The sequence below is a fragment of the Streptomyces sp. GL_148 genome, assembly GCF_057834205.1.
Window position 1 is genome coordinate 1,621,507 of record NZ_CM174396.1, and the last position, 19,753, is coordinate 1,641,259.

Consider the following 19,753-nt stretch of genomic DNA (forward strand, 5'->3'; position numbering starts at 1 on the left):
TCGGTCGCAAGGGTGCGGCTGCTCGTCGTGGTCATGGGCCCAGTAAACCAGACGTTCCCCGTGACCGATCAAAGGCGTCCGAATAGCGGACGGATTTCGACCACATACCGGACAACACCGGTCAGGGCCGATCGTCCGTCTCGATCGTCACGCCATCGGCTCCGACCAGCACGGACACGGCCGCGAGGTCCCGTACGACCACGTCCGCGTCGAGTTCGGCGGCCGGGTGCGTTGTGGTCAAGGCCACGGTGGCGCATTGCGGACCGAGCTTCCCGTGCAGCAGCAGCTTCATGTCTTCAAGGAAAGCCCCGGGGCAGGGGTGAGCGCATCGGGTCTTTCGGCCCGTAATACCCTCGCTGCATGCTCGACGCCCTGACGGTCGCCATCGGCGTGGCCGCACTCGCCCTCGCCGCCTGGTGCGGTTTCGCCGCCTGGCGGGACCAGCCGACCAAGGACTGGCACTTCATCGGCATGGCCGTGGTGACCGTACTGGTCCTGGCCCAGCTGGTGATCGGCCTGGTCCAGCTCGCCCGCGGCGAGAAGCCCGGCCAGGGCACGGTGCTCTTCCTGGCCTATCTGGTGGGGGCCTTCGCGACCATCCCGGCGGCGGGGCTGCTCTCGCTGAGCGAGCGGACCAAATGGGGTTCGGTGACGGTGGCCGCGGGAGCGGTCGTCCTCGCCGTGCTCGAAGTACGGCTCTACGACATCTGGGGAAACACCGGTGCCTGATACCGACACGGACGCCACGGCCACCGCGACCCCGCCGGGCGGGCACAAGCGTCTGGTCACCGGGCCGGGGGTGCTGCTGGTCTGGTTCTACGGGGTGATCACCGTCGGCGCGGTCTCGCGCTCGGCCTACCAGATCTCCACCGAGTTCGACCGGGCGCCGCTCGCGTACTCGCTGTCGGCCGCGGCCGCGCTGGTCTATGCCTTCATCACGTACTCGCTGGTGCGCGGCGGGGAGACGGCCCGCAAGGCGGCGCGGATCTGCTGCGCCGCCGAGCTGGCCGGCGTCCTCGTCGTGGGCACCTGGACCCTGGCGCGGCCCGAGGCCTTCCCCGACGCGACCGTGTGGTCGGACTTCGGGATGGGCTACCTGTTCATCCCGGTGATCCTGCCGATCACCGGGATGCTCTGGCTCCGCGCGAAGCGCTAGGCGTTGGGCGTTAGCCGTTAGCCGTTACGGCTAAGCCTCAGGCGCTGACCGCGAAGTCGGTGGCCTCCTTGGCCTCCTTCTCCAGGATCACCAGGCGCACGCCGTCGGACGCGGTGCGCCCGCCGACCTGGGTGTAGCCGGCCTTGCGGTAGAGCCGCAGGTTCGACTCGCTCTTGTGTCCGGTGAACAGCCGGAAGCGGGTGGTTCCGTCGTGGCCGGACAGCGCCGCCTCGACCGCGCTGAGCAGCCGGGCGCCGAGGCCGTGGCCCTGGAGCCGGGGGTGCACGCAGAGCTTGGTGATCTTGCCGGTGCCCGCTTCGTCGACGGTGCCGCGAACGGCTCCGACGATCTCCTCACCGAGCCGGGCGACCAGAACGGTGTCCGAGGCCAGCTCGGCCTTGAGGGAGTCCAGGGACTGGGTGAGCGGCTGGATGCGGTAGTTGCCGTACAGCTCGGCCTCGGTCTGGAACGCCAGATACTGCAGCTTGATGATCTGCTCGGCATCCTCGGCAGTTGCCGCCGAAATGGTCACGCTCATGCCCATGTGCGCATGCCTCCCGCTCACCTGGTGGCCTGTTGGTCTACCGCTCCATTCCCCGCAGGGCGGGAGCCGCAACCTCTACGGCCAGCATTCTGCGCAGACATCCCAGGCATCGGGAACGGACGGGCCCCAAACTTCCTTGTGAGATACCCAACTCTCCTGCGATTTCACGGTAGGTGAGGTCCCTGGGCGAAAGAAGTGCCCTCATGAGCTCCGGACACCTTCCGGGCAATCGGGCGACCGCCGATCGCAGTGCCCGGTTCTCCTCTCCGTGCAGGAGGGCGTCTTCCGGTTCCGCTCCCGTACTGCTACGGCTCCCCGCGCCGGGCCCGCCGTGCACCGGGGGCCGGCCGTCCGCGGAGTGATGACGGGAGTCGTACGGGACTTCGCGCCGGGCCCGGCGCCGCGCCCGGCGGGCCTCCCCGCGCACCGCCCGGCGCAGCCAGTCGGCGGGTTCGGCGGGGATGCGGCGGTGCTCCAGCAGCCTGACCCAGACGGCTTGTTCCAGATCGGCGGCGTCCACCCCGGTGCCCGCGGTCTCGGCGGCCGCTTCGGCCGAGAGCAGCGGGCGGAGCGTTTCGTACAGGTCGGGGAGATCAGCCTTCAGCAGGTCCATGCCGGGCGGGACGCGAAGGCCGTGCCGGGCGGTTTCCCCGCCGGGCACGGCCCACTCGTACGAGAAGCTCCGGTCAGGCGTTGACGCCGCGGCCCGGGCGGAAGGCCTCCGCCGCGAGCAGCCCGGTGTCGGGATGGTCGGTGAAGATGCCGTCGATGCCCTGTTCGAAGTAGGTCTTGAAGGCGCCGAAGGCGTCCCCGTAGGCCGTCGGGTCGGTGCCCTTGCGGTAGTCGGCCGGCAGGAAGTTGTTCTCGTTCCGCGCGGTGTAGGGGTGCAGGATCAGCCCCTGCGCGTGGGCGTCGGCGACCAGGGTGGTCGGGGCGCCGAGCTTGCCGGTGGCATCGCGCGGCAGGATCAGGTCCATGGTCGGCCCGATGCCCTGGGCGAAGCCGGCGATCCACCGCAGCCCCTCGGGCTTGACCAGATCGGCGACCGTCCGGGGGTCCTTGGCCAGCTCGAAGTCCCACGGGCGGGTGCCCGCCGCCGAGAAGAGCACCACGCGCGGGCTGGAGACCAGCCGGGAGAGCCGCTGGATGCTGGAGGGCTCGAAGGACTGCAGGAAGACCGGGGCGCCCCGGCCGTCACGCCCGTAGCGGCGCAGCAGCTTGGCGAGGGGCTCCTCGAGGCCGAGGCCCAGGCCGCGGAAGTAGCTGGGGTGCTTGGTCTCCACGTGCAGCCACACGCGCTTTCCGCGCCGCCGGCCCTCGCGGTCGGCCCAGCGGAGCACCTCTTCGAAGGTGGGGACGTCCCAGCGGCCGTCGTAGAGCGTGTTGCGCTGCCGGAGGGCGGGGATGCGCTCCTTCGCGCGCAGGGTCTTCAGCTCGGCGAGGGTGAAGTCCTCGGTGAACCAGCCCGTGACCGCGACCCCGTCGATCGTCTTGGTCGTCTTGCGGGACGCGAAGCCGGGGTGGTCGGCGACGTCCGTCGTGCCGCCGATCTCGTTCTCGTGGCGGCACACCAGGTGGCCGTCCTTGGTGGGCACGAGGTCCTGCTCGACGACGTCGGCGCCGAGGTCGAGCGCGAGCTGATAGGACCCGAGCGTGTGCTCGGGCCGGTAGCCGCTGGCCCCCCGGTGCCCGATGACCGTGGGCACCGGCAGGTCCCGGTAGCCGCCGCCCTGACCGCTTCCCGTGCCTCCCCCGTGGCCGCTCTCCGCCGCCGCGGCCGAACCGCCGCCCGCCGCGAGTCCGCCGAAGGCTCCGCCCGCCGCGACGACGGCCGCACCCAGTACCGTGCGCCGCGCTGCCCCACCCTGTGTCATCAGTGCCACTCCCCATCGGACAAGGGCCGGGCGTCCCGGGATCTCCGGGGCCTACGGCCCGAATCCGCGTGCCGATGGTAGGCAAGCGTCGATGGCCGGCGGGGGTGCGCGGGCGGAACGTGGCGGAAACGTGCGTCAACACTGCGTATCCACCTCGTGAACCCGATGTGCGATCAGAGTGGACCCGCGAGTATCGTCCTCACCTGCACTACCGCCGCGTGTGGTGGGTGCGAGAACCTTGCTTTTCGATGCCGGAGGGCCCACGTTGTTCCGTACGCGCCTGATCAAAGCCACTGTCGGACCCGTCATGCGCCTGATGTTCCGCACCCGCGTCGAGGGCATCGAGAACATTCCGGGCACCGGGCCGGTGATCCTCGCGGGCAACCACCTCACCTTCATCGACTCGATGATCCTGCCGCTGGTGTGCGACCGCACGGTCCACTTCATCGGCAAGGACGAGTACGTGACCGGCAAGGGCGTCAAGGGCCGGGCCATGGCCTGGTTCTTCACCGGCGCCGGCATGATCCCCGTGGACCGCGACGGGGCCAACGGCGGGGTCGCCGCCCTGATGACCGGTCGCAGGATCCTCGAAGAGGGCAAGATCTTCGGCATCTACCCCGAGGGCACCCGCTCCCCCGACGGCCGCCTCTACCGGGGCCGCACCGGCATCGCCCGCCTGACCCTGATGACCGGCGCGCCCGTCGTCCCCTTCGCGATGATCGGCACCGACAAGCTCCAGCCCGGCGGCGCCGGCATGCCGCGACCGGGCCGGGTCACGGTCCGGTTCGGCGAGGCGATGGAGTTCTCCCGGTACGAGGGCATGGACCGCGACCGCTACGTGCTGCGCGCCGTCACCGACTCGGTGATGGCCGAGGTCATGCGGCTCTCCGGCCAGGAGTACGTGGACATGTACGCGACCAAGGCCAAGGCCGCGTAGCCGTCCTGCCGTCGGCTACTGCCGTTGCAGTGACCGGCTGACACCCGCCGCGGTCGTCGTGGCGAGGACCCAGCCGGTCACGATCAGCAGGTACGACAGCCACTGGTACGCGCCGTCCGGCGCGAAGGGCGCCTCCTGCCCGAAGCCGATGATCGGCAGCATCAGGTCGATCGTGTAGAAGACCGGGTTGAAGTCCGGCGCCTCCCCCTGCTTCAGCTCCCGGGGCGGGTGGAGCCCGTACGCGACGGTCCCCGTGATCAGCAGCGCCAGCAGCCAGCCCGCGGCGCGCAGCGGCCGGAACCCGTAGCCCACGGTGGCGTCCTGGAGGAGGCCCCAGACCCTGGCGGCCCGGGGCAGGGTGCGGCGGTGCCGCCGCAGTTTGGCGAGCAGGACGGTCCGCGCGCCCGCCTCGTCGCCCGCCGTCCGGTAAGCCGTGGCGAGCTGTTCGTAGGCGTGCGGAAGGTAGCCCGACTCCTCGCGCTCCAGAACGGGCAGTCGCTGCTCGGCGGGAACGTGCGGGCTGAGGGCGCGGTAGGCGAGTCCCGCGATGCGGATCTGACCCGGCCAGGTCTCGGGCGCGATGTGGAGCAGGTCGAACTGGGAGCGGCGCAGGTTCACGCCGCCCTGGACGGTCGGGCAGTTGCGCAGCCACACCTCGCCGGCGACACAGCTGGAGGCGCGCAGGGCGACCCCGCCGGGGTTGATGAGGCGGGCGTAGGCGAGGTTCAGCTGTCCCGGTATCCGGGAGCCGGTGAGGTTGACCCGGCCCCGGGCCTCCAGCCGCATGGCGCGCAGGTCGGTGCCGACGTTGAGGATCTCGGCGTGCAGGGCGGTCCCGCCGGGGGCGAGGAGCCGGGCGTCGTCGAAGTTGATCTGGCCGCCGACGGTGGCGCCGTTGATGCGGGTCTGGCCGTGGACGGTGAGTTCCATGGCGATGACGTCGGTTCCGATGTCGGCGTGGTTGAACTGGAGGGCCGCCTCCTGGCCCTCCTCGGCCGGGCCCGCGATGCCGATGACCGCCTTCCGGAGGAAGAGTCCGCCCGCTATACGGGCACCCGCGAGGCGTACCGGCCCGGTGATGCGGCAGCAGGACAGCTTGAGCGCGATGTCGACGCTGACGGTGGAGGCGGTCAGGCCGGGCAGGGCCGAGTCGCTCAGCGACACGATCCTCAGCCGGGCCCCGTAGAGGAGGGGTTTGCGCTCGAACCAGCAGGCCCGCAGCCGGATCGCGTGCTCGATGTCGGCGTACTTGAGGTTGAGCTTGCCGGTGATCCGGGCGCCCCGGACGTTCAGGCCGGGGACCTGTCCGTCGAGCGGGACCGCGCCGCGCAGCAGCAGGTGGGCGAGGACTTCGGCGCGTACGGTCCGGTCGGGCCCCCACGAGGCGCCGTCGGTGGCCTCCTCGCTGCGGTCCTCCCGGAAGTCGACGCCTTCCCCACGGGGAAAGGCGTCCCATACGCGGCGCTCCGCCGGGGTCAAGTCGTTGATCTCCATCGCCGGGATGGTGTCCCGCGGTTCCACGGACTGTCAACTCCGTGCAGGACACCGCCCCCTGACGAGCCGCCACGCGGGGTCAGTGCTCGATGCCGTCCTGGAGCTCTTGTCCCTTGAGCAGGAACCAGGCGGCCACGGCGGTGGCCAGCAGGACGGCCGCGCCCACTCCGGAGGCCAGCCGCAGGCCGTCCACGAAGGCCTCCTGGGCTGCGCCGACCATCTGCTGGGCGGTCTGCGGGTCCAGTGACCTGGCGGCTTCGACGGCGCCGCCGAGCGATTCGTGGGCGGCGTCGGCGACGGGTCCGGCGACGGAGGCCGGGGCGGTGAAGCCCTGGTAGACGCCGGTGACGACCGAGCCGAGCAGGGCGATGCCGAGGGCCGCGCCCAGCTCGTAGGCGGTCTCGGAGACGGCCGAGGCGGAACCGGCCTGCTCCTTGGGCACGCTGGAGAGGATCACGTCGGCGGTGACGGTGAAGGAGAAGCCGGCGCCGAGGCCGACGATGAGCAGGGCGGCGCCGAGCAGCGGGTAGCCGGTCTCCTTGTGGATCACGGTCAGCGCGGCCAGCGCGATGCCGATGGCGGCGAGGCCTCCGGTCACGATGGCCCGTACCCCGTACTTGCGGGCGTACGTGCCCGCGACCAGGCCGGTGACCACCGCGCCGACGGCGGCGGGCAGTTCGGCGAGGCCCGCTTCGAGCGGCTCGCGGCCCTGGACGAGCTGGAGGAACTGGGAGAGGAAGAAGACCAGTCCGGACAGGCCGAAGACGGTGAGCAGGTCCGCGAGAACCGCACCGGAGAACCCGCGGTGCTTGAACAGCCGCATGTCGAGGAGCGGGGCCGGCAGCGTGAACTGGCGGCGTACGAAGGTGTGGAGCGCGCCCGCTCCGATGACGGCGGCCGCCCAGACCTCCCAGCCCATGCCGTGGGTGGCGACCTGCTTGACGGCGTAGACCACGCCGATGATGCCGACGAGGGAGAGGCCCACGCTGAACAGGTCCCAGGGGCCGGCGACCGGGTTCTTGGACTCGGGCAGCAGCTTGATGCCGACGATGACCAGGACGATCATCACGGGGAGGTTGATGAGGAAGACGGAGCCCCACCAGAAGTGCTGGAGCAGGGCTCCGCCGACCACGGGGCCGACGGCCGCGCCGGCCGAGGCGGTGGCGCCCCAGATGCCGATGGCGAGGCTGCGCTCCTTGGGGTCGTGGAAGATGTTGCGGATCAGGGCGAGGGTGGAGGGCATCAGGGTCGCGCCGGCCACGCCGAGCAGGGCCCTGGCGACGATCATCATCTCGGGGCTGGTGGCGTAGGCGTTGAGGACCGAGACGGCGCCGAAGGCGGTCGCGCCGACGAGGAGGAGCTTCTTGCGGCCGATCCGGTCGCCGAGGGAGCCCATGGAGACGAGCAGGCCGGCGATGACGAAGGAGTAGATGTCGCCGATCCACAGGAGCTGGGTGCCCGACGGCTTCAGGTCCTCACTGAGGGCGGGCGTGGCGAGACCGAGTACGGTGGCGTCTACGGCGACCAGCAGGACGGCCAGGACGAGCACGGAGAGCGCGAGCCAGCGCCCGGGGCTCCGGCCCTCGGCCCCCTTCGTCCGGGTCAGCTGTTCGGTACGGCTCATTTCTCCACACTCCGTCGGGCGCCACCGAGCAACAGCTCGATGATCATGTACTGAAAGTCCTTGGCCGCGACCCGGCCGTCCATGACGGCCCAGGCGCAGGTGCCGATGAGCCCGTAGAGGGCCTCGGTGAGCCAGGCGGGGCTCAGGTCGATCCGGATGTCGCCCTCGTGCTGACCGCGCCGGAAGAGGTCGCCGACGCGGGCGTCGAGGCGGGCCCAGCCCTCGTTGACCTGGTCTCCCTCGAAGAGCTGGTTCTCGGTGACGAGGAAGGCCAGCAGCTCGGCGTTGGGCTCCGCTTCGGCGACGAGCCTGCGGAGCGCGTCGATCGCCGTGCCCTCGTCGAGGCGGGCGTTGTCGAAGGCCACCTCGAACTCCCGGATCCCGAGCTCTTCGAGCGCCCGCACGAGGGCGTCGCGCCCGGCGAAGTGCCGGTGGAGGGTCGCGCGGCCGATGCCGGCGGCCCTCGCGACCTCATCCATCGTGGCGGTCGATTTGCGGGAGAGCAGGGCGGCGGCGGCGCGGAGCACCTGATCACGATCCATGGCCATGAGACAACCATAACCCAAATGAGACGTTGACGTCTCATCGAATAAATGAGGTGCCCCCTCGGACACCGGAAGGAAGCATGCCGAGATGAACCCGAAACCCCTGCTGCTGATCGACGTGGACGGCCCGCTGAACCCCTACGCGGCCAAGCCCCAGCGACGCCCCGAGGGCTACCGCACCCACCGGATGCGCCCCACGGGCTGGACCGGGGCGGAGAGTGCGAAGCCGCTGCGGGTCTGGCTGAATCCGGACCACGGGGCGGGGCTGCTCGCGCTCGCGGACACGTACGAGCTGGTCTGGGCGACCACCTGGAAGGGGGAGGCGAACGAGTGGATAGGCCCGCACCTGGGCCTGCCGGAGCTCCCCTGGATCGACTGGCCGCAGATGCACGGGCGCGCGCCGCGCGGGACGTTCTGGAAGACCCAGTACATCCTGAAGTACGCGGGCGAGCGGCCCTTCGCCTGGATCGACGACGACATCACGGACATGGACCGCGCATACGTGGAGCAGCACCACCCCACGCACGCGCTGCTGCTGCGGATCGACGAGCGGATCGGGCTGGTCCGGGCCGACTTCGACGCGCTGGCGGGGTGGGCGGCGTAACGCCGCAGGGGCAGCCGGGGCCCGAAGGCTCCGGCCGCCCCTGCGGGTACGGCGGTTACTGCTTGTGGATGGCTACTGCTTGTGGGTGGCTGCTGCTTGTGGGCGGTTACAGCTCGTGCATGGCTACAGCTTGTGGACGGCCCAGGCGTGCTGGATGACCAGGTCGGCCTTCAGCTCCGTGAGCTGGATCGCGACCGCCGACGGGGCGGTGCCGCCGCGGCCGTCGCGGGAGGCCAGCGCGCCCTTGACGTTGAGGACCGTACGGACCTCCGGCGTCAGGTGCTCCGAGATCTTCGCGAACTGTTCGTCCGTCAGCTCGTCGAGCTCGATGCCGAGCCCCTCGCACTCCTTGACGCAGCCGCCGGCCACCTCGTGCGCCACCCGGAACGGGACGCCCTGCTTGACCAGCCACTCCGCGATGTCGGTGGCGAGCGAGAAGCCGGCCGGGGCCAGCTCCTCCATCCGCTCCCGATTGATCGTGAGGGTGGCCATCATCCCGGTGAAGGCCGGCAGCAGGACTTCGAGGGTGTCGCAGGAGTCGAAGACCGGCTCCTTGTCCTCCTGGAGGTCCCGGTTGTAGGCCAGGGGAAGGGCCTTCAGGGTGGCGAGCAGGCCCGTCAGGTTGCCGATGAGGCGGCCCGACTTGCCGCGCGCCAGCTCGGCGATGTCCGGGTTCTTCTTCTGCGGCATGATCGACGAGCCCGTGGAGAAGGCGTCGTGCAGGGTCACGAAGGAGAACTCCTTCGTGTTCCAGATGATGATCTCCTCCGCGATCCGCGACAGGTTGATGCCGATCATCGCGGTGACGAAGGCGAACTCTGCGACGAAGTCGCGCGAGGCCGTGCCGTCGATGGAGTTGCCGACCGAACCCCGCTCGAAGCCCAGGTCGGCGGCGACCGCCTCCGGGTCCAGGCCGAGCGAGGAGCCCGCCAGGGCGCCCGAGCCGTACGGGGACACCGCGGTCCGGGTGTCCCACTGGCGCAGCCGCTCCGCGTCCCGGGACAGGGACTGCACGTGGGCCAGTACGTGGTGGGCGAAGAGCACCGGCTGCGCGTGCTGCAGGTGGGTCCGCCCCGGCATGGCCACGTCGGCGTGCGCCTCGGCGAGGCCGACCAACGCGTCCTGGAGGTCGGCGATCAGGCCGCCGATGATCCGGGCGTGGTCGCGCAGGTACATGCGGAAGAGGGTGGCGATCTGGTCGTTGCGCGAGCGGCCGGCGCGCAGCTTGCCGCCGAGGTCGGCGCCGAGCCGCTCCAGCAGGCCCCGCTCCAGCGCGGTGTGGACGTCCTCGTCGGCGATGGTGCCGGTGAAGGAGCCGTTCTCCACGTCGACCGCGAGCTGGTCCAGGCCTGCGGTCATGCGGCCGAGCTCGTCGGCTGTGAGCAGACCCGCCGTGGCGAGCGCGCGGGCATGGGCCTTGGAGCCCGCGATGTCGTACGGGGCCAGGCGCCAGTCGAAGTGGACCGACGCGGACAGCTTCGCGAGGGCCTCGGCGGGACCGTCGGCGAACCGGGCGCCCCAGAGCCGGACGTCACCACCGTTGTTGCTGCTCACAGCTACTGCTCCTCAAGAACGTGCATGGCTTCGGATGTGCAACCGCCTCCCCGTCGCGGAGGTAACGGGGAGACGGCCTGTACGGCGGGTTGGGATCGGGACGGCGGGTCAGGCGAGGTCGCGACGGGCCGCGATCTTCGAGGACAGGCCGAAGATCTCGATGAAGCCCTGGGCCTTCGACTGGTCGAAGGTGTCGCCCGAGTCGTAGGTCGCGAGGTTGAAGTCGTACAGCGACTCGTCCGACTTCCGGCCGGTGACGACCGCGCGGCCGCCGTGCAGGGTCATCCGGATGTCGCCGCTGACGTGCTGGTTGGCCGCGTTGATGAAGCCGTCCAGCGCCCGCTTCAGCGGGGAGAACCACAGGCCGTCGTAGACCATCTCGCCCCAGCGCTGCTCGACCTGCCGCTTGTAGCGGGCCAGCTCGCGCTCGACGGTGACGTTCTCCAGCTCCTGGTGGGCGGAAATCAGCGCGATCGCGCCCGGGGCCTCGTACACCTCGCGGGACTTGATGCCCACGAGACGGTCCTCGACGATGTCGATCCGGCCGATGCCCTGGGCTCCGGCGCGCTCGTTGAGCTGCTGGATGGCCTGGAGGACCGTGACGGGCTTGCCGTCGATGGCGACCGGGACGCCCTCCTTGAAGGAGATGACGACCTCGTCGGCCTCGCGCGGGAGGGCCGGGTCCGCGGTGTACTCGTAGATGTCCTCGATCGGAGCGTTCCAGATGTCCTCCAGGAACCCCGTCTCGACGGCGCGCCCGAAGACGTTCTGGTCGATGGAGTACGGGGACTTCTTGGTGGTCGCGATCGGCAGGTTGGCCTTCTCGGCGAAGGCGATGGCCTTGTCGCGGGTCATCGCGTAGTCGCGGACCGGGGCGATGCACGTGAGGTCGGGGCCGAGGGCGGCGATGCCGGCCTCGAAGCGGACCTGGTCGTTGCCCTTGCCGGTGCAGCCGTGGGCGACGGTCGTCGCGCCGTGCTTGCGGGCGGCGGCGACGAGGTGCTTCACGATGGCCGGCCGCGAGAGGGCGGAGACCAGCGGGTAGCGGTCCATGTAGAGGGCGTTCGCCTTGATCGCCGGGAGGCAGTACTCGTCGGCGAACTCGCCCCTGGCGTCGGCGACCTCGGCCTCGACCGCACCGCAGGCGAGCGCCCGCTTGCGGATGACGTCCAGGTCCTCGCCGCCCTGACCGACGTCCACCGCGACGGCGATGACCTCGGCGCCCGTCTCCTCGGCGATCCAGCCGATGGCGACGGAGGTGTCCAGACCGCCTGAATAGGCGAGTACGACGCGCTCGGCCACGGGGTTCTCCTTACATGTGCATCCGCCGTTGCTTCCAACAGCTAGGCATAACTATGCACTGGTCCGTATGTTTCGTCAATCGAGCCGAGATCCGATCTCTCTGACCAGCACGAATATCGAAGGCACCGGCCGCAAGCGACCGCTTACCATCGGCGGACGACTCGGGGAGGGCATATGGGAGCCGGTGCACGGCAGGACGTATGGACGGGCCAGGGGGCAGCTCTGGATGTGCTGTGGGGACGCCTGACCACCCCGGTCACCGGCATGCTCGCCGGGAGCGGGCCCGATGCCTGGACCGCCTTCGACGAGGAAGTGCGCCGCATCGGCCGCCGCTCCTACGAGCCGCTGCGCGGGCGACGGATCGAGGCCCGGCTCTGCGACCCGGACGGGCGGATCCGCGCGTCCGCCCTCCGCGCGTCGCCGACCCCGCCGCTCGAATTCGTCCTGCTCAACTTCGTCTCCTGGTTCCCGCCGCTGCGGGGGCGCTACCGGCGCGCGTTCGACCGGGCCGCGGCCCAGTACCCGCCGCTCGAGCTCGTGCTGATCCGGTGCGCCGACTGGGCGCCGCCCGTACGCGGGCGCGCCCGGCGGGTACTCGCCCGGATCGTGGCCCGGGACCCTGTCTACGCGCTGGTCCGGATCGCCCCGCTCGTCCTGCGGCTGGGCCGGCGCGAGCACGGCGCCTGGGCGGCGGAGCAGCTGGAGGCCGCCCTGACCGGCCGGTACTCGCTGCTCGCCGCCTGGTGGCGTCCCGGCCGGCCCTCGACCACATGGAGCTGGAACTCGCTGACCCCCGCGCAGCGCGAAGACATCCTGGGCCGCCTGCGCCGGCACGCCGACCCGCCGACCCGCCGGTTCGCCGCCCGCCTGTCCCTGGAGATCGGCGGGACCGGCATACGGGAACTCGCGCTGCGGGCCGCCGCGGAGCCGGACCCGGCCACGGCGCGGCTGTGGACCGATGCCGCGCTGCGCGCCATGGCCGACGACGGGCCGGACGACACCGCGATCGACACCCTGCTCGCCGGGCACGGCCCCATGGTCCGGGCGGCCGGGGTCACCGCGCTGCGCGCCGCCGGGCGGGCGTACGACGCCGCCCTGTTCCTCGCCGACCGCTCGGCCCTCGTACGGGCCTGCGCGCGCTGGCTCTTCGCGCAGGACGGCGCCGACCCGGCCGTCCGCTACAGCGCCCTGCTCAGCGTCCCCGAGTACGTGATCTCCCCGTACGCGGTGACCGGCTTCTCCGAATGCGCGAAGCGGGCGGACGCGCCGCTGCTGTGGCCCTTGCTGGACCACCCCACCAGTGCGGTACGGGCCGCCGCCGTGGCCGGGCTGCGCCGGCTGGACGACGCCACTGACGACGCGTTCCTGCTCCCCCTGCTGGACGACCCGTCGGCTCCGGTGGCCCGCGAGGCCTCGTTGAGCCTGCTCCCGGTGGCGGGACGGCTGGACCACCGCCACCTCGCCGAGCGCCTCGGGCTCGTACACCCCCCGCACGTGCGCCGGGCCGCCTTCCGGCTGCTGCGCGCACGGGGCGGGATCCACGAACTACGGGCCGCGGTGGCCCTGTCGCAGGATCCCGACCCCAGGCTGCGCTCGACTGCCGGGGCGATCGTGACCGGCTGGGACTGGCAGTCCACCTTGCGCGCGGGAGACGCGGACCTGCCCGAACTGGACGGGCTGCTCACCCGGTCGGCGCACCTGTTCCCCGAGTACGGCCTGTGGCAGCGCCGCAGGCGTCTCGGTCTCACCCGGTGACATCCGCCGGAACCCACTGCCCGGGCCGTGCACCCGTGGGGCGATAATCCGCTCATGGGAAAGCTCTACGATCGCATTGACGGCAGGCTCCGCACTTTCATCGAAGAGCAGCCGATCTTCTTCACCGCCACCGCCCCACTGTCCGGCGACGGCCACATCAACCTCTCCCCCAAGGGCCGCGCCGGGACGCTCGTCGTCATCGACGAAACGACCCTCGCCTACCTGGACTTCGGCGGCAGCGGCGCCGAGACCATCGCGCACGTCCGCGAGAACGGCCGCATCACGCTGATGTGGTGCGCGTTCAGCGGGCCGCCGAACATCGTGCGCATCCACGGCGACGGCGAGGCCGTCTTCCGTGACGACCCGCGCTGGGACGGGCTCGTCGAACTGTTCGGGGAGGCCGATGGGCCCGCGGCGCGCGCGGTCATCCTCGTCAAGGCCCGCCGGATCGCGGACGTGTGCGGGTACGCCATCCCCTTCATGGAGTACCAGGGCGAGCGCACGCTCCACGCGGAGTACTTCGGCCGCAAGACGGACGAGGAGTTCAACGAGTACTGCGAGAAGAAGGAGTTCATCGGGGTGAGCGTCGACGGCCTGCCTGCGCTGCCTCTGCCCCTTCCGCCCCGTACCGTCTGACATGTGCTGCGTACCACGCTCCTCGCCGCCTCACTGATCGTCACCAGCCTGCTGGGACAGGGCCCCCACGGTGACCCGCCGCTACACGCGCTGCCCGCGCTGCTCGCCGACACCGGCGGCGGCAGTCAACTGATCACCGCCGTCGCTCCGGCTCCCGGCTCGACGACCGGGCGCCTGACCTGGTGGGACCGGTGGGCGGGGCGCTGGTACGCGGCGGGGAGCGCTCCGGCCCGGTTCGGCGCGAACGGGCTGGCCGACGGCGCGACCCGGATCCAGGGCACGGACACCACCCCGGCCGGCCTGTACGCACTCCCCTACGCCTTCGGCATCGCGCACGCCCCGGCCGGTACGGCGTACCGCTACCGCCGGGTGACCCCCGGCTCCTGGTGGTGCCAGGACAATGCCTCGGAGAGCTACAACCGCTGGGTGGAGCCACTGCCCGCGGACTGCGCGCCGGGCGAGGCGGAGCACCTGGTCTCGTACACGAAGCAGTACGCGCACGCGCTGGTCATCGCCTTCAACTACGAGCATCCGGTACGGGGCCGGGGCGCGGGCATCTTCCTGCACGTGAACGGCAAGGGCGCGACGGCCGGCTGCGTCTCGGTCCCCGAGGACGCGATGCGCGCGGTGCTGCGCTGGGCGAACCCGCACAGGCAGCCGCACATCGCGATCGGCACGGAGTCCGGCGACCTGGCCGTCACCCGGTACTGACGGCCGTCACCCGGTACCGACCTGCCGGTCAGCCTTCCTTCTGGGCCAGCCTCAGCAGGTGGTCGGCGAGGGCCTGGCCGCCCGCCGGGTCGCGGCTGATCAGCATCAGCGTGTCGTCGCCCGCGATCGTGCCGAGGATGGCCTGGAGTTCGGCCTGGTCGATCGCGGAGGCGAGGAACTGGGCCGCACCCGGCGGGGTGCGCAGGACCACGAGGTTCGCGGAGGCCTCCGCCGAGATCAGCAGTTCGCCGGAGAGGCGCCGCATGCGCTCCTCCTTCGCCGACTCGCCGAGCGGCGCCTGCGGAGTGCGGAAGCCGCCCTCGCTGGGGACCGCGTAGATCAGCTCGCCGCCCGTGTTGCGGATCTTCACCGCGCCGAGCTCGTCGAGGTCGCGGCTGAGCGTCGCCTGGGTGACGCTCAGCCCGTCGTCGGCGAGCAGCTTGGCCAGCTGGCTCTGGGAGCGGACCGGCTGCCGGTTGAGGATGTCCACGATCCGGCGGTGGCGGGCGGTGCGGGTCTGCGGGACGGACTGCCCGTTCGACTCGTGTTCCTGCGCCTGACTCATCGTCGTCCCATTCCCCGATTGATCATCCGTCCACGTCCGCGGCGGACTTCGCCGCGTCCAGCACGCCGGGCAGGGCCTGCAGGAACGCGTCCACCTCGGCCTCGGAAAGCACGTACGGAGGCATGAGCCGTACGACGTCGGGGGCGGGCGCGTTGACCAGGAAGCCGGCGTCCTGAGCCGCGCGCTGCACCTGCGGTGCGAGCGGCTCGGTCAGCACGATACCCAGCAGAAGGCCCGCGCCGCGGACGTGCGAGACGAGCGGGTGTGCGAATCCTTCGATTCCGCCCCGCAAGCGCTCGCCGCGCTCCTTGACCTGGTCGAGGAGTCCGTCGGCGGCGATGGTGTCGATCACCGCGAGGCCGGCGGCGCACGCGACCGGGTTGCCGCCGAAGGTGGTGCCGTGCTGGCCGGGCTGGAGCAAGTCGGCCACGGGGCCGAAGGCGGCGACGGCGCCGATCGGCAGACCGCCGCCGAGACCCTTCGCGAGTGTGACGACATCGGGCTCCACGCCCTCGTGGGCCTGGTGCTCGAACCACTGGCCGCAGCGCCCGATGCCGGTCTGCACCTCGTCGAGGACGAGCAGGGTGCCGGTGGCCCGGGTGATCTCGCGGGCGGCCGTCAGGTACCCGGCCGGGGGAACGATCACGCCGTTCTCGCCCTGGATCGGCTCGATGATCACGAACGCGGTCTCTTCGGTGACGGCGGCCCGCAGGGCCTCCACATCCCCGTAGGGAACGTGCGTGACATCTCCGGGCAGCGGCAGGAACGGGCCCTGCTTCTTGGGCTGGCCCGTGAGCGCCAGGGCGCCCATGGTGCGGCCGTGGAACCCGCCGTCGGTGGCGACCATGTGGGTCCGCCCGGTCAGCCGGCCGATCTTGAAGGCGGCCTCGACGGCCTCGGCACCGGAGTTGCAGAAGAAAACCTTGCCGGGGCGGCCGAAGAGCTGGAGCAGCCGCTCGCCGAGCGCGAGGACCGGCTCGGAGGCGTAGAGGTTGGAGACGTGGCCCAGGGTGGAGATCTGCTCGGTCACCGCGGAGACGATGGCCGGGTGGGCGTGGCCGAGGGCGTTGACCGCGATGCCGCCGACGAAGTCGGTGTACTGCTTGCCGTCCGCGTCCCAGACCTGGGCGCCGGCGCCGCGTACGAGGGCCAGCGCGGGGGTGCCGTAATTATTGGTCAGCGCGCCCTGCCAGCGGGCGGCGAACTCCTGGTTGCCGGTCATGCGGGGTCCCCTCCCTGGGTGTCGACTGCCTGGGTGACTGCCTGTGCGTCGGGCACGACCATCGTGCCGATTCCCTCGTCCGTGAAGATCTCCAGCAGGATCGAGTGCTGGACCCGCCCGTCGATCACGCGGGCGGTGGTCACCCCGTTGCGGACGGCGTGCAGGCAGCCCTCCATCTTCGGGACCATGCCGCTGGACAGCTCGGGCAGCAGCTTCTCCAGCTGGCTGACGGTGAGCCTGCTGATGACCTCGTCGCTGTTGGGCCAGTCCGCGTAGAGCCCCTCGACGTCGGTGAGGACCATCAGCGTCTCGGCGCCGAGTGCGGCGGCGAGCGCCGCGGCGGCCGTGTCGGCGTTCACGTTGTACACGTGGTGGTCGTCGGCGCTGCGCGCGATGGAGGAGATGACCGGGATCCGGCCGTCCGCCAGCAGCGCTTCGATCGCGCCGGTGTCGATGGCGGTGATCTCGCCGACCCGCCCGATGTCGACGCTCTCGCCGTCGATCTCGGGGGTGTGCTTGGTGGCGGTGATGGTGTGGGCGTCCTCGCCGGTCATGCCGACGGCCAGCGGCCCGTGCTGGTTGAGCAGCCCGACCAGCTCGCGCTGGACCTGCCCGGCCAGGACCATCCGTACGACGTCCATCGCCTCGGGCGTGGTGACGCGCAGGCCCGCCTTGAACTCGCTGACCAGGCCCTGCTTGTCGAGCTGGGCGTTGATCTGCGGGCCGCCGCCGTGCACGACGACCGGCTTCAGGCCGGCCTGGCGCAGGAAGACGACGTCCTGGGCGAAGGCGGCCTTCAGGTCCTCGTCGATCATGGCGTTGCCGCCGAACTTGATCACGACGACCTTGCCGTTGTGCCGCGTCAGCCAGGGCAGGGCCTCGATGAGGATCTCGGCCTTGGGCAGTGCGGTGTGCCTGCGTGCAGTGCTCATGACGAGTACGCGCTGTTCTCGTGGACGTACTCGGCGGTCAGGTCGTTGGCCCAGATGACCGCGGACTCGGAACCGGTGGACAGGTCGGCGGTGATGCGCACCTCGCGGCCCTTCATGCTCACCAGCTCGCGGTCCTCGCCGACGGAGCCGTTCTTGCAGACCCAGACGTCGTTGATGGCGACGTTCAGCCGGTCCGGGTCGAAGGCGGCCTTCGTGGTGCCGATCGCGGACAGGACGCGGCCCCAGTTCGGGTCCTCGCCGTGGATGGCGCACTTGAGCAGGTTGTTCCGGGCGATGGACCGGCCGACCTCGACCGCGTCCTCCTCGGTGGCCGCGCCGATCACCTCGATGCGGATGTCCTTGCTGGCGCCCTCGGCGTCACCGATGAGCTGGCGGGCCAGGTCGTCGCAGACCGTGCGCACGGCCTCCGCGAACGCCTCGTACGCCGGCACCTGGCCGGACGCGCCCGAGGCGAGCAGCAGCACCGTGTCGTTGGTGGACATGCACCCGTCGGAGTCGACCCGGTCGAAGGTCGTGCGGGTCGCGGCGCGCAGCGCCTTGTCGAGGGTGGCGCTGTCCACGTCGGCGTCGGTGGTGAGGACGACGAGCATGGTGGCCAGGCCCGGGGCGAGCATGCCCGCGCCCTTGGCCATGCCGCCGACCGTCCAGCCGTCCTGGGAGACGGTGGCCGTCTTGTGCACGGTGTCGGTGGTCTTGATGGCGATCGCGGCGGCCTCGCCGCCGTCGGCGGAGAGCGCGGCGGCCGCGGTCTCGATGCCGGGGAGCAGCTTGTCCATGGGGAGCAGGACGCCGATCAGGCCGGTGGACGCGACGGCGACCTCGCCGGCGTTGACCTCGCCGCCCAGGGCCTCGGCGACCTTCTCGGCCGTGGCGTGGGTGTCCTGGAAGCCCTTGGGGCCGGTGCACGCGTTGGCGCCGCCCGAGTTGAGGACCACCGCGCTGACGGTGGCGCCGCGCAGGACCTGCTCGGACCAGTGGACGGGCGCGGCCTTGACCCGGTTGGAGGTGAAGACGCCCGCTGCGGCCAGGCGCGGCCCGTTGTTGACCACGAGGGCCAGATCGGGATTGCCGTTCGCCTTGATCCCGGCGGCGATGCCCGCCGCCGTGAACCCCTGTGCTGCCGTGACGCTCACGGTGCGACTCCGATCGTGGAAAGACCCAGGCTCTCGTGGAGCCCCAGGGCGATGTTCATGCTCTGGACCGCGCCGCCGGCGGTGCCCTTGGTGAGGTTGTCGATGGCGCTGATCGCGATGATCCGCTGCGCGGCCTCGTCGTACGCGACCTGGATCTGAACGGCGTTGGAACCGTAGACGGACGCCGTCGCGGGCCACTGGCCCTCGGGCAGCAGGTGCACGAAGGGCTCGTCCGCGTACGCCTTCTCGTACGCGGCGCGGACCGCGTCGGCCGTGGTGCCCGGCAGCGCCTTGGCGCTGCAGGTGGCCAGGATGCCGCGGGGCATCGGCGCCAGCGTGGGCGTGAAGGAGACGGAGACCCGCTGACCGGCGAGGGGGCTGAGGTTTTGCACCATCTCGGGCGTGTGGCGGTGGCCGCCGCCGACCCCGTACGGGCTCATGGAGCCCATGACCTCGGAGCCGAGCAGGTTCGGCTTGAGGGCCTTGCCGGCGCCGGAGGTGCCGGAGGCGGCGACGATCACGGCCTCGGGCTCGGCGAGCTGAGCGGCGTAGGCCGGGAACAGTGCGAGCGAGACGGCGGTCGGGTAGCAGCCGGGGACGGCGATGCGCTTGGTGCCGGCCAGGGCGGCGCGGGCGCCGGGCAGCTCGGGGAGGCCGTAGGGCCAGGTCCCGGCGTGCGGAGCGCCGTAGAACTTGTCCCAGTCGGCGGAGTCCTGGAGCCGGTGGTCGGCGCCCATGTCGACGACGAGGACCTCCTCGCCCAGCTGGGCGGCCACGGCGGCGGACTGCCCGTGCGGAAGGGCCAGGAAGACGACATCATGACCGGAGAGCACCTCGGGCGTGGTCGGCTCCAGGATGCGTCCGGCCAGCGGCACCAAGTGGGGCTGGAGCGCCCCGAGCGGCTGCCCAGCGTTGGAGTTCGCGGTCAGCGCGCCGATCTCGACCTCGGGGTGGGCCAGGAGCAGGCGCAGCACTTCCCCGCCCGCGTATCCGCTCGCACCGGCCACCGCTACACGTACCACCATCGGACCCTCCTCCTCGATGGCATGACTATACGTACGACCGCACGTTTATGCAAAGCAGTGACCCGGCCTGATGACCCGGCCTCACTCCCCAGTGTCACTCCCTTGTCCGCCTGATGATC

At 71.2% G+C, this 19,753-nt stretch carries 21 protein-coding genes; 7 read left to right on the forward strand and 14 right to left on the reverse strand.

Annotated elements, in window-relative coordinates:
• Window positions 1-121: 121 nt before the first annotated feature.
• Window positions 122-292, reverse strand: a complete 171-nt coding sequence (locus AC3IYI_RS07405) for a hypothetical protein (protein ID WP_489409428.1) — start codon at window positions 290-292, stop codon at window positions 122-124.
• A 68-nt stretch (window positions 293-360) separates the two neighbouring features.
• Between AC3IYI_RS07405 and AC3IYI_RS07410 the strand changes: the two genes are divergently transcribed.
• Complete coding sequence (locus tag AC3IYI_RS07410; RefSeq protein WP_327251839.1) at window positions 361-729, forward strand: hypothetical protein; 369 nt, start codon at window positions 361-363, stop codon at window positions 727-729.
• The gene (locus AC3IYI_RS07415) at window positions 722-1,156 is read left to right on the forward strand and encodes a hypothetical protein (RefSeq protein WP_489409429.1); all 435 of its coding nucleotides are present in this window, start codon (window positions 722-724) and stop codon (window positions 1,154-1,156) included. Before AC3IYI_RS07410 ends, AC3IYI_RS07415 begins: the two co-directional genes overlap by 8 nt.
• 37 nt (window positions 1,157-1,193) lie before the next feature.
• Here the strand turns inward: AC3IYI_RS07415 and AC3IYI_RS07420 are convergent, their stop codons facing one another.
• The 3 genes from AC3IYI_RS07420 to AC3IYI_RS07430 form a co-directional block, all read right to left on the reverse strand.
• Window positions 1,194-1,700: a GNAT family N-acetyltransferase gene (locus AC3IYI_RS07420; protein ID WP_489409430.1), complete on the reverse strand. Its 507-nt coding sequence runs from the start codon at window positions 1,698-1,700 to the stop codon at window positions 1,194-1,196.
• 37 nt (window positions 1,701-1,737) lie between these two features.
• The gene (locus AC3IYI_RS07425; protein WP_489411459.1) at window positions 1,738-2,313 is read right to left on the reverse strand and encodes a sigma-70 family RNA polymerase sigma factor; all 576 of its coding nucleotides are present in this window, start codon (window positions 2,311-2,313) and stop codon (window positions 1,738-1,740) included.
• 73 nt (window positions 2,314-2,386) lie between these two features.
• Window positions 2,387-3,574, reverse strand: coding sequence for a glycerophosphodiester phosphodiesterase (locus AC3IYI_RS07430; protein WP_489409431.1), 1,188 nt, complete (start codon window positions 3,572-3,574; stop codon window positions 2,387-2,389).
• A 307-nt stretch (window positions 3,575-3,881) separates the two neighbouring features.
• Between AC3IYI_RS07430 and AC3IYI_RS07435 the strand changes: the two genes are divergently transcribed.
• Window positions 3,882-4,511: a lysophospholipid acyltransferase family protein gene (locus tag AC3IYI_RS07435; protein ID WP_478686781.1), complete on the forward strand. Its 630-nt coding sequence runs from the start codon at window positions 3,882-3,884 to the stop codon at window positions 4,509-4,511.
• Between the two features lie 15 nt (window positions 4,512-4,526).
• Here AC3IYI_RS07435 and AC3IYI_RS07440 read toward each other — a convergent pair whose 3' ends face one another.
• The 3 genes from AC3IYI_RS07440 to AC3IYI_RS07450 all read right to left on the reverse strand — a co-directional run bounded on the left by AC3IYI_RS07440 (window position 4,527) and on the right by AC3IYI_RS07450 (window position 8,177).
• Complete coding sequence (locus tag AC3IYI_RS07440) at window positions 4,527-6,005, reverse strand: membrane-associated oxidoreductase (RefSeq protein ID WP_489409432.1); 1,479 nt, start codon at window positions 6,003-6,005, stop codon at window positions 4,527-4,529.
• Window positions 6,006-6,084: 79 nt separating this feature from the next.
• Window positions 6,085-7,629 (reverse strand): MFS transporter, encoded by a 1,545-nt coding sequence (locus AC3IYI_RS07445; protein WP_489409433.1) that lies wholly within the window; start codon window positions 7,627-7,629, stop codon window positions 6,085-6,087.
• Window positions 7,626-8,177 (reverse strand): TetR/AcrR family transcriptional regulator, encoded by a 552-nt coding sequence (locus AC3IYI_RS07450; protein WP_489409434.1) that lies wholly within the window; start codon window positions 8,175-8,177, stop codon window positions 7,626-7,628. The genes AC3IYI_RS07445 and AC3IYI_RS07450 overlap by 4 nt, the downstream gene beginning before the upstream one ends.
• Window positions 8,178-8,262: 85 nt before the next feature.
• Between AC3IYI_RS07450 and AC3IYI_RS07455 the strand changes: the two genes are divergently transcribed.
• Entirely contained in the window at window positions 8,263-8,778 is a 516-nt protein-coding gene (locus tag AC3IYI_RS07455; protein WP_489409435.1) for an HAD domain-containing protein, read from the forward strand.
• A gap of 123 nt (window positions 8,779-8,901) precedes the next feature.
• On the opposite strand, the gene argH is transcribed toward AC3IYI_RS07455, so the two are convergent.
• A complete protein-coding gene (gene argH, locus AC3IYI_RS07460) occupies window positions 8,902-10,332 on the reverse strand; it encodes an argininosuccinate lyase (RefSeq protein ID WP_489409436.1) in 1,431 nt (476 codons plus the stop codon).
• A gap of 108 nt (window positions 10,333-10,440) precedes the next feature.
• A complete protein-coding gene (locus AC3IYI_RS07465) occupies window positions 10,441-11,634 on the reverse strand; it encodes an argininosuccinate synthase (protein ID WP_489409437.1) in 1,194 nt (397 codons plus the stop codon).
• 174 nt (window positions 11,635-11,808) lie between these two features.
• Between AC3IYI_RS07465 and AC3IYI_RS07470 the strand changes: the two genes are divergently transcribed.
• The 3 genes from AC3IYI_RS07470 to AC3IYI_RS07480 are packed head-to-tail and all read left to right on the forward strand — an operon-like array spanning window position 11,809 to window position 14,736.
• On the forward strand, window positions 11,809-13,389 hold the full coding sequence (locus AC3IYI_RS07470; protein ID WP_489409438.1) for a HEAT repeat domain-containing protein: 1,581 nt from the start codon (window positions 11,809-11,811) through the stop codon (window positions 13,387-13,389).
• 54 nt (window positions 13,390-13,443) lie between these two features.
• Window positions 13,444-14,025, forward strand: a complete 582-nt coding sequence (locus tag AC3IYI_RS07475; protein ID WP_489409439.1) for a pyridoxamine 5'-phosphate oxidase family protein — start codon at window positions 13,444-13,446, stop codon at window positions 14,023-14,025.
• Between the two features lie 3 nt (window positions 14,026-14,028).
• Window positions 14,029-14,736 (forward strand): L,D-transpeptidase family protein, encoded by a 708-nt coding sequence (locus AC3IYI_RS07480; protein WP_489409440.1) that lies wholly within the window; start codon window positions 14,029-14,031, stop codon window positions 14,734-14,736.
• 28 nt (window positions 14,737-14,764) lie between these two features.
• On the opposite strand, the gene AC3IYI_RS07485 is transcribed toward AC3IYI_RS07480, so the two are convergent.
• The 5 genes from AC3IYI_RS07485 to argC are packed head-to-tail and all read right to left on the reverse strand — an operon-like array spanning window position 14,765 to window position 19,634.
• Window positions 14,765-15,301: an arginine repressor gene (locus tag AC3IYI_RS07485; protein WP_327307631.1), complete on the reverse strand. Its 537-nt coding sequence runs from the start codon at window positions 15,299-15,301 to the stop codon at window positions 14,765-14,767.
• A 22-nt stretch (window positions 15,302-15,323) separates the two neighbouring features.
• Entirely contained in the window at window positions 15,324-16,523 is a 1,200-nt protein-coding gene (locus tag AC3IYI_RS07490) for an acetylornithine transaminase (RefSeq protein ID WP_489409441.1), read from the reverse strand.
• Entirely contained in the window at window positions 16,520-17,455 is a 936-nt protein-coding gene (gene argB / locus AC3IYI_RS07495; RefSeq protein ID WP_489409442.1) for an acetylglutamate kinase, read from the reverse strand. The genes AC3IYI_RS07490 and argB overlap by 4 nt, the downstream gene beginning before the upstream one ends.
• Window positions 17,452-18,609 (reverse strand): bifunctional glutamate N-acetyltransferase/amino-acid acetyltransferase ArgJ, encoded by a 1,158-nt coding sequence (gene argJ / locus AC3IYI_RS07500; RefSeq protein WP_489409443.1) that lies wholly within the window; start codon window positions 18,607-18,609, stop codon window positions 17,452-17,454. Before argJ ends, argB begins: the two co-directional genes overlap by 4 nt.
• Window positions 18,606-19,634 (reverse strand): N-acetyl-gamma-glutamyl-phosphate reductase, encoded by a 1,029-nt coding sequence (argC, locus tag AC3IYI_RS07505; RefSeq protein WP_489409444.1) that lies wholly within the window; start codon window positions 19,632-19,634, stop codon window positions 18,606-18,608. The genes argJ and argC overlap by 4 nt, the downstream gene beginning before the upstream one ends.
• Between the last annotated feature and the right edge of the window lie 119 nt (window positions 19,635-19,753).

Coding starts and splice junctions, on each gene's coding strand:
- AC3IYI_RS07485 (WP_327307631.1), bottom strand. CDS start 15,301: ATGAGTCAGGCGCAGGAACACGAGTCGAACGGGCAGTCCGTCCCGCAG.
- AC3IYI_RS07475 (WP_489409439.1), top strand. CDS start 13,444: ATGGGAAAGCTCTACGATCGCATTGACGGCAGGCTCCGCACTTTCATC.
- AC3IYI_RS07405 (WP_489409428.1), bottom strand. CDS start 292: ATGAAGCTGCTGCTGCACGGGAAGCTCGGTCCGCAATGCGCCACCGTG.
- AC3IYI_RS07455 (WP_489409435.1), top strand. CDS start 8,263: ATGAACCCGAAACCCCTGCTGCTGATCGACGTGGACGGCCCGCTGAAC.
- AC3IYI_RS07440 (WP_489409432.1), bottom strand. CDS start 6,005: ATGGAGATCAACGACTTGACCCCGGCGGAGCGCCGCGTATGGGACGCC.
- argC (WP_489409444.1), bottom strand. CDS start 19,634: ATGGTGGTACGTGTAGCGGTGGCCGGTGCGAGCGGATACGCGGGCGGG.
- AC3IYI_RS07490 (WP_489409441.1), bottom strand. CDS start 16,523: ATGACCGGCAACCAGGAGTTCGCCGCCCGCTGGCAGGGCGCGCTGACC.
- AC3IYI_RS07470 (WP_489409438.1), top strand. CDS start 11,809: ATGGGAGCCGGTGCACGGCAGGACGTATGGACGGGCCAGGGGGCAGCT.
- argB (WP_489409442.1), bottom strand. CDS start 17,455: ATGAGCACTGCACGCAGGCACACCGCACTGCCCAAGGCCGAGATCCTC.
- AC3IYI_RS07445 (WP_489409433.1), bottom strand. CDS start 7,629: ATGAGCCGTACCGAACAGCTGACCCGGACGAAGGGGGCCGAGGGCCGG.
- AC3IYI_RS07435 (WP_478686781.1), top strand. CDS start 3,882: ATGCGCCTGATGTTCCGCACCCGCGTCGAGGGCATCGAGAACATTCCG.
- AC3IYI_RS07410 (WP_327251839.1), top strand. CDS start 361: ATGCTCGACGCCCTGACGGTCGCCATCGGCGTGGCCGCACTCGCCCTC.
- AC3IYI_RS07450 (WP_489409434.1), bottom strand. CDS start 8,177: ATGGCCATGGATCGTGATCAGGTGCTCCGCGCCGCCGCCGCCCTGCTC.
- AC3IYI_RS07420 (WP_489409430.1), bottom strand. CDS start 1,700: ATGGGCATGAGCGTGACCATTTCGGCGGCAACTGCCGAGGATGCCGAG.
- AC3IYI_RS07430 (WP_489409431.1), bottom strand. CDS start 3,574: ATGACACAGGGTGGGGCAGCGCGGCGCACGGTACTGGGTGCGGCCGTC.
- AC3IYI_RS07425 (WP_489411459.1), bottom strand. CDS start 2,313: ATGGACCTGCTGAAGGCTGATCTCCCCGACCTGTACGAAACGCTCCGC.